12 protein-coding genes are annotated in these 13,914 nt (G+C 61.0%); 7 read left to right on the forward strand and 5 right to left on the reverse strand.

Annotated features, from left to right (window positions below; translation table 11 throughout):
* Window positions 1-127: 127 nt before the first annotated feature.
* From repB to CO660_RS13105, 3 genes are all read right to left on the reverse strand, one after another.
* The gene (gene repB, locus CO660_RS13090; protein ID WP_097599057.1) at window positions 128-1,117 is read right to left on the reverse strand and encodes a plasmid partitioning protein RepB; all 990 of its coding nucleotides are present in this window, start codon (window positions 1,115-1,117) and stop codon (window positions 128-130) included.
* Window positions 1,114-2,331, reverse strand: a complete 1,218-nt coding sequence (gene repA / locus CO660_RS13095; RefSeq protein ID WP_097599058.1) for a plasmid partitioning protein RepA — start codon at window positions 2,329-2,331, stop codon at window positions 1,114-1,116. Before repA ends, repB begins: the two co-directional genes overlap by 4 nt.
* A 1,127-nt stretch (window positions 2,332-3,458) precedes the next feature.
* The gene (locus CO660_RS13105; protein ID WP_097599060.1) at window positions 3,459-4,544 is read right to left on the reverse strand and encodes an ROK family protein; all 1,086 of its coding nucleotides are present in this window, start codon (window positions 4,542-4,544) and stop codon (window positions 3,459-3,461) included.
* A 123-nt stretch (window positions 4,545-4,667) separates the two neighbouring features.
* On the opposite strand from CO660_RS13105, the gene otsB reads away from it, so the two are divergent.
* The 7 genes from otsB (at window position 4,668) to CO660_RS13140 (ending at window position 11,509) form a co-directional block, all read left to right on the forward strand.
* Window positions 4,668-5,447 carry a trehalose-phosphatase gene (gene otsB, locus CO660_RS13110; protein WP_176536285.1) on the forward strand — a complete coding sequence of 260 codons (780 nt, stop codon included), beginning with the start codon at window positions 4,668-4,670 and terminating at the stop codon, window positions 5,445-5,447.
* Between the two features lie 199 nt (window positions 5,448-5,646).
* Window positions 5,647-6,531: an AraC family transcriptional regulator gene (locus CO660_RS13115; protein ID WP_097599062.1), complete on the forward strand. Its 885-nt coding sequence runs from the start codon at window positions 5,647-5,649 to the stop codon at window positions 6,529-6,531.
* A 206-nt stretch (window positions 6,532-6,737) separates the two neighbouring features.
* Complete coding sequence (locus CO660_RS13120; protein ID WP_097599063.1) at window positions 6,738-7,811, forward strand: sugar ABC transporter substrate-binding protein; 1,074 nt, start codon at window positions 6,738-6,740, stop codon at window positions 7,809-7,811.
* Window positions 7,812-7,875: 64 nt separating this feature from the next.
* Entirely contained in the window at window positions 7,876-8,706 is an 831-nt protein-coding gene (locus tag CO660_RS13125; protein ID WP_097599064.1) for an ATP-binding cassette domain-containing protein, read from the forward strand.
* Window positions 8,690-9,949, forward strand: coding sequence for an ABC transporter permease (locus tag CO660_RS13130; protein WP_097599065.1), 1,260 nt, complete (start codon window positions 8,690-8,692; stop codon window positions 9,947-9,949). Before CO660_RS13125 ends, CO660_RS13130 begins: the two co-directional genes overlap by 17 nt.
* Before the next feature lie 24 nt (window positions 9,950-9,973).
* Window positions 9,974-10,702, forward strand: coding sequence for an SDR family oxidoreductase (locus CO660_RS13135; protein ID WP_097599066.1), 729 nt, complete (start codon window positions 9,974-9,976; stop codon window positions 10,700-10,702).
* 42 nt (window positions 10,703-10,744) lie between these two features.
* Window positions 10,745-11,509, forward strand: coding sequence for an SDR family NAD(P)-dependent oxidoreductase (locus CO660_RS13140; protein ID WP_097599067.1), 765 nt, complete (start codon window positions 10,745-10,747; stop codon window positions 11,507-11,509).
* A gap of 66 nt (window positions 11,510-11,575) precedes the next feature.
* On the opposite strand, the gene CO660_RS13145 is transcribed toward CO660_RS13140, so the two are convergent.
* Together CO660_RS13145 and CO660_RS13150 are read right to left on the reverse strand one after the other, a co-directional pair.
* Window positions 11,576-12,844, reverse strand: a complete 1,269-nt coding sequence (locus CO660_RS13145; RefSeq protein ID WP_097599068.1) for a D-tagatose-bisphosphate aldolase, class II, non-catalytic subunit — start codon at window positions 12,842-12,844, stop codon at window positions 11,576-11,578.
* Window positions 12,845-12,847: 3 nt separating this feature from the next.
* Window positions 12,848-13,831: a sugar kinase gene (locus tag CO660_RS13150; protein WP_097599069.1), complete on the reverse strand. Its 984-nt coding sequence runs from the start codon at window positions 13,829-13,831 to the stop codon at window positions 12,848-12,850.
* Window positions 13,832-13,914 lie beyond the last annotated feature (83 nt).

A 13,914-nucleotide genomic window follows, 5' to 3' on the forward strand; every position in this document is an offset into this window, starting at 1 on the left:
CGGAAGTGCGATTCTCGGAGGTGTTCAAGACTACGAGGAAAGCTTCCGTGACGGTGACGTTCGGGGGCTTTTTTCTTTTGCGCGTTATCTCCTGTTCAATTGTCAGCTGACAATCAGTCTAACTGCTTCATTTTCCCTCATTTTCGTCTTCGAATTCGGCGGCGAGGCCCGCCAGCCGCCGAGCCAGGAATTCCGAAAATGCCGCCGATTTGACGGTGATGCGAAAGGTTTTTCCCGAGCGGCTCACCGAAGCAAGCGTCCCGCCGCCTTGCGTCCGAAGCGTCTGCTCGACCCGCTGCGGCGCCCCCTTCTCCTCCAGTGCCTTCCAGATGACATCGAAGCGGCTATTGCTCTCCAGTGTGGGGAAAGCAGCGGCAGCGATTGCCGCCTGCGCCTTCTTCCGCCCGCCCGCCTCCCTGAATTTATCGACAAAGGCCAACCAGCGGGGGCGTCCCACCTTCGGCGCCGGTCCGATGGCAAGAATGATCTCCGGATCGATCGTCTGCGCCACCTGCAGCAGCCGTGACGTTTCCGGTTTATCCGTAGCCAGCGCCTGAGCAATCATGTCGCGACTGAAGCCATGTTCATCCATCCGTCGCGCAAACAGCGCCCGTTCGATGAAGCTCAAGTCGACACGCGGGCCGTTCTCCTGACCCTGCGCGAGAATCAGCTGTTCATCCGTGAGCTTGCGCACCACGGCCTTGACGGGAACACCTATCTCCGCGGCTGCACGCAAGCGCCGGTGGCCATAGGCGGCCTGGTAATGCCCAGCCTTTATCGGGTCCGGACGCACAAGGATCGGAACCTGCTGTCCGCTTTCCTGAATCGACTGCCTCAATCGCTCGAACTCAGGATCCTTGTCGACCGGGATGCGGTCGCGGATAAATGACATTTCGACGACAGCCGGATCAATCTCCAGCACTTTGTCGCCAGAGGCGAGGGACTCACGCAGGGCCTTCGCGGCCGCTGCTTCCTCACCCAGCCGACCAAGCGACAGGTTCATCGCCTTGACCGCGCCCGATGGCCGATGCGGCGGCGGCGCGCTTGGCGCCTCCGGTCGTGCCGGCTCGACGGCGCCGACCATGCTCTTCAGGATATCGCGACCTTTGGGGCTCATGTCCTGCTCCATGCACTGCGGATGAGTTGCTCGACCTCGGCATTGACGCTGTCGACGGATTCGACGCCGCGGTCATAGGTCTGGCGATGCATCGTCTCGCGGCCCGCCTCGTAGATCGTCTGCTTGGACAGGCCTGCATCCGAAACCGCCGTTGACTTGACCATCATCGAGGTCAATACGCGCTCGCCGAACAGACTGCGCAGGAAGGCGACAATCTGCGCCTGCGGACCGTCATTGGACTCATAACGGGTGATCAGGTAGCGCATCCAGTCATATTCGAGATTGCCGCCTGCCTGCTTGACGACGGCCAGAAGATCGGAGGTCATCGTCAGGAACTGGTTCATCGACGCCACGTCGAGCATCTGTGGATGCACGGTGATCAGCACGGCAGTCGCAGCGCAGAGAGCAGACAGCGTCAGAAAACCGAGGGTAGGGGGGCAATCGATGATGACGACGTCGTAGCTTTGCTCCAGCGAATGCAGCGCATTGCCGACCCGCATGAAGAACATGTCCTTGTCGTCGCGATTGCTGTCGGCCAGCGCCCTCGGGGTATCGTGCTCGAACTCGTGCAGTTCGAGATTACCCGGAATGAGATCGAGACCGGGGAAATAGGTCTGGCGGACGATGTCGGCCACGTCGCGGCGCGTCTCGTCATATTTGATAGCGCCGTAGAGTGTCTCGTTTTCACCGACATCGAACTCCGGCTGATATCCGAGCATCGCCGACATCGACGCCTGCGGGTCGAGGTCGACGGCGAGCACACGATAGCCGCGCAGTGCCAGGAACTGCGCCAGATGGATTGACGTTGTCGTCTTGCCGGATCCGCCTTTAAAATTGGTGACGGCGATGACCTGGAGATGGTCGCCTGGCCGGCGCGTCGGCAGATAGGAGGGTTTGGTGCGCCCCAGATGCTGGCGCATCGCATGGATTTCTTCGAGCGAGAAGACGCGGCGGCCGGCCGCCGTCTTTTCGGGATTGATGCTTTCCATCTGGGCCGTGAGGTGGCGAACATAGCTGTCGGTGACGCCGAGCAGCTTGGCGGCCTCTGTGCTGCTGAACCGTCGCAGCGATTTGCGGGCATCGGGTGAAAATAACCGCTCGAACAGCACCTGGAGCTGGCTGCTGAGCATCGTCGAGTCTTGCGCAATCGTCTCGTCGATCGAGACTTGACTCGCTCTTCTGGCTTTCTCAACAATCGCGGCGTTGGTCGGCATTCACGCAAATCCTGATAAATCGGGCAATTTTGCGCAAAAAGATCGTGAGTCTGGCGATTCCGTCAAGCGATTTCTTGGTTAGCGAAGGTATAACAAACTGGATTCGTCAACAAATTATGTGGAATTCCGGAATCTTAGCGCGATTGTCAGCTGACAATGGCGGCGACACCGCATGGGCCGAAGCCACCGACCCTATCGCTAAGACTTCTCGACCGCCGTCGAAGCCATCGCCGACTCACCTGGAGTAACCGCCGCCGCTTGGTACAGAGCGGATCAGGCAGATGGCGTTCTTATTTATAGGCAGACGGACGGCAAAGGCTCTCGACCTCCAACCTGCGGACGGGCTCGTCGTCGGAAGACTTGCCATTTGCATCTTTGGATTCGGGATCGCGGCGTGACGGGACAAGGCCGAGCATTTGTTCGAGACGGCCTGCATTGATCGGTGCGCTTATTCCCTTGAAGTTCATCTTATATCTTTCGTCTGCATATGAGCTTGCGTGACGTGGAGATAAGCGCAATTTGAATGCGCGGAGAACCGCCCGCCGATGTTATCACCATCTTTTGCAGTTGTGAGGCAGAAAAGGGCAGGGGGCTAAACCAGGCATTACTCCCGAGATACGCTTGCGACAACGACGATGCGCGGCATGCTCGACAGACGCGCCGAACCGGGTTCTATTCGGGCCATACGCATTGCCAAGAGTCGCGACTTGCGTCCGCGATTGAGTTGCGCCGCCGCTGCTGAGCGCGGCAGTGTGATGCCTGCACGACATCTACTACGAGTGAGCCAGCCGAATGTCGGCGCGATGAACCAATCAACCGAGTTCCGCAGTCAGCTGCAGATAGGAACAGCTGGCGTGACGGACATTAAGCGCAATGAATGTGAGGTTTGCCCTGCGCTATGCGAATCACATCGGTGCGGCTATCATCGGGTTCAAGGCCGCACGTGACCCGTCTCTGCTGAAACCGGCACTCTTCCTAGCGGAACTTATACGCGCCTTTGCTTCCGTCTACCAAATTCTTCATTGTTTACCCGTTGTTTACCATAAGGCGACGCGGCGTCGGCCGATGCTTGTGCGGGGGGTGACATGAGCATTGCTTTGCCGAAAGCTTCCCCCGTCGTGGCAGGGTTATCGCGCTTTCAATCCCTCGCGATTGGTAAAATGCGCATTGCCCAATCCCGTGCCGATGGTCAGCACCGCCCATCTCGACACGTCCTCCGTGAAAGGGATCTGCGACAAGCCCTGCACGACGGCGTCATTGTGCATCATCACGAAGGTGCTGTGATCGGCGATCGAGGGAATGGCCTTCATCAGTGCTGCGGGAAGGTTGAAGTTGTCGCTTTCCCAATTGCCGCCTGGCAGGTTCTGTCCACCGCGTTCGATCGAGCCGTCTGCCTTGATGATGCCGGGACAGCCGATGCCGATGATCGGAGCCGGCTTCAGATTGGCCTTTTCTGCCTTGTCGATCAATTCCTGTAGCATCGCCGCCATTCTTTCCACCGTCGCACTGCGGCTCGGTTCGTCGTCGGCGTGGCGCCAGATGGTCGATTCCCAGACGCCCGCATCTGCAAAATGGGGGCTTTTTTCCTTTCCGAACTCAACGACGCCGGCACGGACATTCGTGCCGCCGATATCGACGGCGAGCATCGCTTTGTAACCCTTGAACATCCAGGGCGGCATGAGGTGGACGGAGCCGATCAGTCCCGCCTCGTCGGGATGGTGGACGATTGGGGTGACCTCGATATTGATGCCCGCCGCCTTGAGAAGAACCATGGTCCTGGCGATTGCCAGCTCCCCGAAGCGGCTTTGCCTGAAGCCGCCGCCGACGACGATGCGCTCCGTCTTGAACCAGCGCTCGTCTTTGAGGAACTTGCCGATGACCTCAGCAAAGTCCTTCGCGAAGTCCTCCACCGCCCCCAGGACCAGTGCGGCGGCCTCCATATCGTCCCCTTTCAGCAGAGACTCGATCTTTTTCTTGGAAAGCTTTGCTGTCGCAACCTTGCCGATCGGGTCATCTCCGAATTTGCGGACGTGTTTTCTCCAATCGTCGAGCTTCTGCTGGAAGGTCTTCTTGTTGGCGTTGTCGCCAACAAAGCCGTTCTTGTCACGCAGTTCATTGTTGTAGTCGTCGATCGTCACCAGCGGCAAAACAGTCGCGCCATGCGCCAACGGCGCGGTGATCTCCTCGCTATTCTTGGAGCTGCTTCTGGCCATCAATTTACCTTTACGGCACGAGTGCTTGAACGGGCGGCGAGATTAAACGCTGACCCGCCTTTGGATGTTCCCGTGCCGGCCACGTCATCTTGTCCTTGCCGGCGGGCGACCTAGCTTCAATGATTGCAGAGTTTGGAGAATGCCGTGCAGGACGACACCACTACGCAGGAAATGCTTTCATTGGTGCTGGGGGAACCGGAGCACTGGGCGATGTTTCTCGACATCGACGGAACGCTGCTCAATCTTGCGCCTACGCCGGACGCGATTGAGGTCCCAGAGGACCTGCCCGGACACCTTCATCGCCTTTCGAACAAGCTCGGCGGTGCCTTGGCACTGGTCACTGGGCGCTCGCTTGCCTATGCAGACGAGCTGTTCAAACCCTTTGCATTTCCAACCGCAGGCCTGCACGGCGCCGAGATCAGGAGCGCCGCCGGAATGCATACCGTCGAGCCGACGCCCGAGTTCCAGGCGCTGAAACATGCGTTGACCGCCGAAGCCGAACATTATCCGGGAGTTCTGATAGAGGATAAAGGCGCCGCCGTTGCCGCGCACTACCGACTGGCGCCCGAATATGAAAAAGTGCTCGAGGAGCGCATGCATCACTATGCCGAGCTGGCCGGGCCGAACTGGGCGTTGCAGCTCGGTAAAAGGGTGTTCGAGCTGCGACCGGCACGGTCGAGCAAGGGCGACGCGCTGGAACGCTTTTTCCAGTCCGATCCTTTCAAGAACCGCGTTCCCATCACCATCGGCGATGATTTGACGGACGAGTCGATGTTTGCGATCGCCAATGCACGCGGCGGGGTTTCCATTCGCGTCGGGGCCATCGGCGCCCCGAGCTGCGCCACGAGCCGGCTGTCATCGGCTGCGCTGGTCAGAAATGTGATTGCCGCCCTGGCCGCCTGAGACCAGTCTCGGACGATCTCAAAGGCAGATTGCCGTCGTCTTTGCGCCGCCTGCGTAGCGTTAATCATCAAAAAAGTATCGGTTTTGGCCTGGAATCGTGGTGGCGGGCATGAAGCGAGCCCACTACACTCGTCTTAATAATAGAGCCAAAAGGGAATTTGGCAGGCGGACGTAGAACCGCGCCGGGGAGGAGGAAGCGATGGAACCTGACTTGGAAGTCGTTCAGATCAGACCGGGCGAATCCTTCGCAGCGAAGGCGCATGGCTATCCCTATCACACCGTTCGCTGGCATTTTCATCCGGAATATGAACTGCATCTCGTCGTGGCGACAACAGGACGCTATTTCGTCGGCGATTTCATCGGCGAGTTCGAACCGGGCAATCTGGTGCTGGCTGGCCCCAATCTTCCTCACAACTGGATCAGCGACGTCCCAAAGGGATCGAGCATTCCGCTTCGATGCCAGCTCATCCAGTTCAGCGAAAATTTTATCAGCGACACGATGAAAGTGCTGCCCGAGCTCGGTCCCTTCGAGCCGGTCCTCGAAGCATCCCGCCGGGGCGTGCTCTTCGGCACTGAGACCAGCCGGCAGGTGGCGCCTCTGATGAACGAGGTGCAGCAGGCTCAGGGCGTACGCCGTATCGAGCTCTTCATGATGATCGTCGGGCTGCTCAGCCGGGCGCAGGATGCCCAGCTTCTCGCAAGCCCCAGCTATCTGCCCGATCCCTCGGGCTATATGTCGGCCGGCATCAACAAGGCGCTCGCTTATATCAGAGAAAATCTGACGAAATCCTTCGACGAAACCGATCTCGCTGCGATCGCCGGACAGTCCACTGGCGCCTTCTCACGCGCTTTCCGCCGCCATACCGGCATGTCGCTCGTGCAATATGTGAAACGCCTACGCATCAATCTCGCCTGCCAGATCCTGATGAGCGACGACCATGCGTCGATCACAGACATCTGCTTCGAGGTCGGCTTCAACAATCTGTCCAACTTCAACCGCCAGTTTCTCGCGGAAAAAGGCATGACGCCGTCCCGCTTCCGGCGATTGTTGGGTGACAATATCAACGTGGCGAAGGCGGCATAAGGTCCGCCGAAGACGGCTAGGGAGGACAAGGAGGAGGAACAAAAACTGACGCAGGCTTGAACGTGAGCGCGCGAGGAGCGGCTCGCGAGAGGAGACGCTTGTCCTCAGAAACAGCAAACCGCCGGGGCAGGCACGCCGCTCGTTCAGCCGAACGGCACAGCAGAAACTGCAATCACCGACTACACGATTTTTTCCAATGGGAGGAGATGGAAATGACGAAATTTTCAACAAAAGCGGCAGGCGCCGCGGCACTTATGTTGTCCTTGCTCGGGGGAACTTCCGCCTTTGCACAAAGCGCGGTTGCGGATGCGACCGTCGCGTTCCTCATGCCCGACCAAGGCTCGACCCGATATGAGGAGCACGACCATCCGGGCTTCGTCGCCGAAATGAAGAAGCTTTGCGCGACCTGCAAGGTCATCTATCAGAATGCCGATGCCGACATCGCCAAACAGCAGCAACAGTTCAATTCGGCCATCACCCAGGGTGCCAAGGTCATCGTGCTGGATCCGGTGGATTCGGCGGCGGCCGCATCCCTCGTTCAGCTCGCTCAGAGCCAGGGTGTCAAGGTCATCGCCTATGACCGTCCGATCCCGAAGGGCAAGGCCGATTTCTATGTCTCCTTCGACAACAAGGCGATCGGCAAAGCGATTGCGGAATCGCTCGTCAAGCATCTGAAGGCGAAGAACGTGCCAACGGACAGCGGCGGTATTCTGCAGATCAACGGTTCGCCGACCGATGCTGCTGCCGGCCTGATCAAGGACGGCATTCACGAGGGTCTGGCGAGCGGTGGATACAAGACGCTTGCTGAATTCGATACGCCGAACTGGCAGCCGGCGAATGCGCAGCAATGGGCCGCCGGACAGATCACCCGCTTCGGCAAGCAGATCGTCGGCGTCGTCGCCGCCAATGACGGCACCGGCGGTGGTGCCATCGCAGCCTTCAAGGCCGCCGGTGTCGATCCCGTGCCGCCGGTGACCGGCAACGACGCGACGATCGCGGCGCTGCAGCTCATCATATCAGGGGATCAGTACAACACGATCTCCAAGCCGAGCGAAATCGTCGCCGCCGCCGCAGCCGACGTCGCCGTAAAGCTCCTGGCAGGCGAAACGATCAAGGCCGAGATGACGCTCTACGACACGCCGGCGCAGCTTTTCGTGCCGGCCGTCGTCACTGCCGAGAATTTGAAGGCCGAGATCATCGACAAGAAGATCAACACTGCCGAAGAGCTCTGCACCGGCCGTTACGCCGAGGGCTGCAAGAAGCTCGGCATCATCAAGTAAATCCAACGGAAGCGCGTCCGACATCGGCCGCGCTTCCTTTTTCGCTTTTCCGAAAGATCAGGCGATGTCTGAAACCTCTCATCAATTTGATCCCCGCCAGCCCGTCCTCAGCCTGCGTGGGATTTCGAAGAATTTCGGAGCGGTGTCGGCGCTGACCGATATCGAACTCGACGTGCATGCCGGCGAAGTCGTGGCGCTTGTGGGCGACAACGGCGCCGGCAAATCAACGCTGGTCAAGATTCTGGCGGGCGTCCACCAGCCGACCGCGGGCACCATCCTGTTCGAGGGAAAACAGGCAGATCTGTCGAGCCCCAGCGCTGCGCTCAATCTGGGCATTGCGACCGTGTTCCAGGATTTGGCGCTTTGTGAGAATCTCGACGTCGTCGCCAATATCTTTCTCGGCAAGGAGCTCAATCCCTTCCAGCTCGACGAGGTCGCGATGGAGATCCGCGCCTGGAAGCTGCTGAACGAACTTTCCGCGCGGATCCCAAGCGTGCGCGAGCCCGTCGCCTCGCTTTCCGGGGGCCAGCGTCAGACCGTGGCAATCGCCCGGTCGCTGTTGCTCGAACCGAAACTGATCATGCTCGACGAACCCACCGCCGCACTCGGCGTTGCCCAGACGGCCGAGGTGCTCGACCTGATCGAGCGCGTGCGCGAGCGCGGCCTTGGCGTTATCATGATCAGCCATAACATGGAGGATGTGCGGGCCGTCGCCGACCGCATCGTCGTCCTTCGGCTCGGCCGCAACAACGGCACCTTCATGCCCAACGCTTCCAACGAAGAGCTCGTCAGCGCGATTACCGGCGCATCCAACAATTCCGTCTCCCGCCGCGCGATGCGCCGCAAGGCGCAAAGCCAAGAGAACGAGAGGGCAGGGCATGATGAAGACCATTGAGAACGAACCGGCAGCACCTGTTCTCCTCGACCGGCGTGACGAAAGAGTACGCCATGACGATAGCCTTGCCGGGTGGGTCCGCGCCTTCTGGGATCGCATCCGCTCCGGTGACCTCGGCTCGCTGCCCGTCATCATCGGCTTGGCGATCATCTGGACGGTGTTCCAGGCGCTCAATCCGGTGTTTCTCTCCAGCGCCAACCTCGTCAACATGCTGTTCGACTGTTCGACGGTCGGCGTCATCTCGCTCGGCATCGTCTGCATCCTGATGGTCGGCGAGATCGATCTCTCCGTCGGTTCGGTCAGCGGCTTCGCCTCGGCGCTCGTCGGCGTCTTCTGGATCAACCAGGGCTGGCCGGTGGTACTGGCCATTCTTGCCGCCATGGCGGTCGGCGCCTTGATCGGATCACTTTACGCCTTCCTCTTCAACCGCTTCGGCATGCCGAGCTTCGTGTCTACCCTGTCGGGACTGCTCGCCGTTCTCGGGCTGCAGCTCTATATTCTCGGAGCGACCGGCTCGATCAATCTGACCTATGGCTCGTGGCTCGTGAATTTCGGGCAGATAATGGTCATGCCGGATCCGGTTTCCTATACGCTCATTGCGCTTGCCGGCATTGCGTATTTTTTCTCCAGCTACCGCACCGCGGCGCGGCGGCGGGCCGCCGGACTGTCGTCGAAATCCGTCAGCGGACTGCTTCTGCGCGCCGTCGTGATCACTGTTGCCCTGGAAGCGGTAGCCTTCTATCTCAACCAATCGCGCGGCATCCCCTGGATGTTCGGCCTTTTCGTCGGCCTCGTCGCGGCTATGAATTATGCGCTGACCCGCACGAAATGGGGGCGCTCCATGCATGCCGTCGGCGGCAACAGGGAGGCGGCCCGCCGCTCGGGCATCAATGTGCCGCGTATCTATGCCAGCGCCTTCGTCATGTGCGCCCTGCTGGCCGCGACCGGCGGCGTGCTTTCGGCGGCGCGATTGGCAACGGCCAGTCAGCAGGCCGGCACCGGCGACGTCAATCTCAATGCCATCGCTGCGGCGGTCATCGGCGGCACCAGCCTGTTCGGCGGACGCGGCAGTGCCTATTCGGCCCTTCTCGGCATCATCGTCATTCAGTCGATCGCGAGCGGTCTGACGCTCCTCGATCTGTCGTCATCGCTTCGTTACATGATCACGGGGGCCGTTCTTGCCGTCGCCGTCATCGTCGACTCGCTGGCACGCCGATCGCGCATTTCGCACGGCCGGGCCTAATCAACAGGAAAGCAGAGGAAGAAAATGGGACAGGATCTGTCTGGAAAAGTCGCGGCTGTTACCGGGGCCGCGTCGGGTATTGGCCTGGAGTGCGCCAGGACCATGCTTGCATCAGGCGCGCGGGTCGCGCTGATCGACCGCAACGAAGAAGCATTGAGAGATGTCTGCTTGAAGCTCGGCGAACAGGCTATTCCCCTGGTCGTCGATCTTCTAGATCCCAAAAGCGTGGGGCAAATGATGCCTGCTATTCTGCAGAAGGCGGGCCAGCTGGACATTTTCCACGCCAATGCCGGCTCCTACATCGGCGGCGAAGTGCTTGACGGCGACCCCGACGCCTGGGATCGCATGCTCAACCTGAACATCAACGCCGCTTTCCGTTCGGTGCACGCCGTCCTGCCGCATATGGTCGAACGCAAGACCGGCGATGTCATTCTGACGAGTTCGGTCGCCGGGATGATCCCGGTGGTCTGGGAGCCGATCTATACGGCTTCCAAACATGCGGTCCAGGCCTTCGTCCATACCCTCAGGCGACAGGTCGCCAAGCACGGCTTGCGGGTCGGCGCCGTAGCACCCGGCCCTGTCGTGACCGCCCTTCTCAGCGATTGGCCGCAGGAGAAGCTCGACGAGGCACTCGCCGCCGGTGGCTTGATGGAGCCCAAAGAAGTGGCCGAAGCGGTGCTCTTCATGCTCACGCGCCCACGCAACGTCACCATCCGTGACCTCGTCATTCTACCGCAGAGCACCGACATCTGAGCGATGCGCCGGCCCCCTAGTAGCCAGAGAAAGGAAACGGCCATGATCTTCGACAGATTTCGCCTGGACGGACAGGTGGCGCTGGTGACGGGCGGCACGCGCGGCATCGGCATGGCGATCGCCGAAGCACTCGGCGAGGCGGGCGCCAAAATCTTCATCAGCGGAAGAAACCGCAACGCGGCGGCGGACGAGCGGCTGGCCAGGGCCGGCGTCGATTGCGATTTCGTCGCCGCCGACATGATCAAAGATAATGCCGCCGATGCGCTCGTCACTGAGACCCTCTCCCGGGCGGGCCGGCTTGATGTCCTCGTCAACAATGCCGGTATCGCCATTCATGGCGACAGCGGGGAATTCTCCGATGCCATCTGGCGCGAGATCATGACTGTCAATGTCGATGCCGTCTTCCGCGCCTGCCGCGCAGCACTTGCACCGATGCGGCACCAGGGCGGCGGCGTTATCCTCAATATCGGCTCGATCTCCGGCATCGTATCCAACATTCCGCAGAACCAGGTCGCTTATAACGCCTCAAAGGCGGCGGTCCACATGATGACGAAGAGCTTGGCAAGCGAGGTCGCCGCCGAGAACATCCGCGTCAATGCCATTGCGCCCGGCTATATCGAGACCGACATGTCGCGCGGCGGCATCGCCAATCCCGACTGGTTCCCGACCTGGCGCAGCATGACGCCGATGGGCCGCGTCGGGCAGCCGGAAGAGGTGGCGGGTGCGGCCCTCTTTCTGTGCTCGGCGGCGGCAAGTTATATCACCGGCGAGGTGCTTGTTATCGATGGCGGCTATACGACGCGGTAAGCGTTGGAGAGGGGAGGGCGGGTTCTCCGCCCGGCAGCCAGGCGTCCTCTTTTTGCTCGGAAAAGTTCAGGGCGCCGTGCCGCAGGCCCTCTGGTAATCAGCCAGCACACGGTCGACCGCGGTAATCAATATAGTCTCTGGATCGCCGGCTTCGGCCGCCGAAAACTGCGGCAGATACTGGTGCAGCAGCGTCTCCGGGATCGTCTTTCCGCGCAGTGCGCCGAGCAGTCTCTCGAACGCCTTGTCGGCCTCGGGCCTGTTCCAGTAATAGCGGATACGATCGCTGTAGCTATAGTGCCGCTGCAGACGCAACGCCGTCTCTTCGCCATGATAATGGGCCTGCCAGTCGCCGGGTGCTGCCAGCATCAGCGCCTCCATCGCGGCCGCAAGCGGCCTGTTGCCGTAACCGGCAACCATCTCCGAGGCGATCATATCGAGCGCATAGGCGGCCTCACGCAACGCAAAGGTCAGGCCGGGGCCGACCTTCAGGATCGGGAAGCCGTCTTGGACCAGCCGCGTCAGCGCATCGCGCGTCTGATAATCCGTAGAATGAGCCTCGAAGACGAATTGCGGTTCCTCGTCGAGAAGTGCGGTCAATTCAGTCGCAAGCTCTGGCCTGTAGCCGATGACGTTTTCACTGCCAAATTCGACGCCCGGCTGGACGACGAAGGCGATGACGCGAGAAAAGGCGTCTTCCAATCCTGCCCGCGAAAAGATCTCGCGATGAATGGCGATCGTCGAGCGGGCGGCCTCCGGCGCGGTGGGCCGGAGTTCTTCGAGAGCATGATCGGCGCCGCCCGGCACCGGAACCTCCGTGCCGAGAATATAGAGCGGCAGCGGCCCGCCGACCGCCTTCACGGTCCTTTCGCTGACCTGCGCCAGTTTTGCGGCGCGCTCGGCGATCGTCCGGTCGTCGAGTGCGGTGGGCTCGCCGGCGCAGCCCATCGAAGTGTCAAGATGGATCTTGCCGAACCCCGCTTTGACATAAGCCTCAACCATGGCCTCAGCCTTCTCGAACGCTACTTCCGGCCTTTCCTTACGCCATGGATTGGGACCGAGATGATCGCCCCCGAAGATCATCTGTGAACGGTCGAGCCCTTCCTCGGTAGCAACGCGCTCGGCAGAGCGGATGAAGTCTTCCGGTGTCATCCCAGTATAGCCGCCGAGATGGTTGACTTGATTGCAGGTCGCCTCGATCAGCACCGGCCCGCCGTCGCGCACCGCCCGCCGGATGGCGGCCCTGAGGACGAGGGGATGGGCGGAGCAGACGGAGGTAATGCCGAAGGGGGTGCCTTCGCGCCGCGCAGTTCCAAGACGGGTCAAAATCCGGTCCATCGTCTATCTCCTCGGGGTCTCCGCGATGAAGGCCGTCAGTTCGGCAAGGGTGGAAACGCCTTCCATCGGGCCGAGCCGGGTCACATTGCGGGCGCCGGCTGCATTGGCATGGAGGAGGGCTGCCTCCGGGGTCATGCCCTTACGGCGACGGGTGAGGTAGGCAGCGCCGAAGCAATCCCCGGCGCCGGTCGGATCGATCTCGTCGACCGCAAAAGCGGCGCAATCAACGCGCGCGAGATCGCGGCCGAAGAAGGACGCGCCCTGTTCGCCTCGCTTCAGGACGATTTCACCGATACCGCTTTCCAGTAACCTTGCGACGGCCGCGGCCTCGTCGCTCACTCCAGCGGCGGTGAAAAGCTCGTCGCCTGATGGCAGCAACAGATCGGCCGCGGCCAGCACCTTGTCGAAACTTTCCAGGACGCCATGATCCGTCAGCAGCTCCTTACGGAGATTGGGATCCAGGGAAACTGACCCGCCGCGGGCGCGCACCGTCTCGATAGCGTAGAGGATCACCTCGCGGGCGCCGGGAATGGAAAGAGCCGTTCCCATGACGTGCACATGGCCGGCGCGATCGACGAGCGCCTCGGCCGCAGGCGTCAGACCGATCTGACCGGCAGCGGACCTGGCGATATTGAAGACGAAATCGCGGGCCCCGTCGGATCGATAGCGGACGAATGCGCTGCCGGTCGGCCAGTCCTCTCTAACGGCGACGGCAGAGACGTCGACGCCGTCCCGTCGCAGGCGTTCGATGTTCAGCAGACCGAAATCGTCCTTGCCGACGCTGGCGATGATGCCGCCGGCACCGCCCATGCGCGCGACCTGATCGATGAAAATGGCCGGCGCGCCACTCGGATAGGGCCCGGTTAGCGATTGCGGCTCGAGGAAGCCGGCTCCGACCGTGGCCGCCATGATCTCCACCAGAATTTCGCCAATTGTGATCGTCGGTCCGAGCGCCTCTGGCGCAAGTGCCTTGGGACGTGACGGCATCTGCAATCTCCTTCATGCGGGCCGATCAATGCCTGCGCTTCCGCGCCATCCGGCCGTATCGCGCCGTTCCACAGTTCGTCAAG

It is taken from the genome of Rhizobium sp. L9, assembly GCF_002531885.1.
Classification (GTDB): Bacteria; Pseudomonadota; Alphaproteobacteria; order Rhizobiales; family Rhizobiaceae; genus Rhizobium.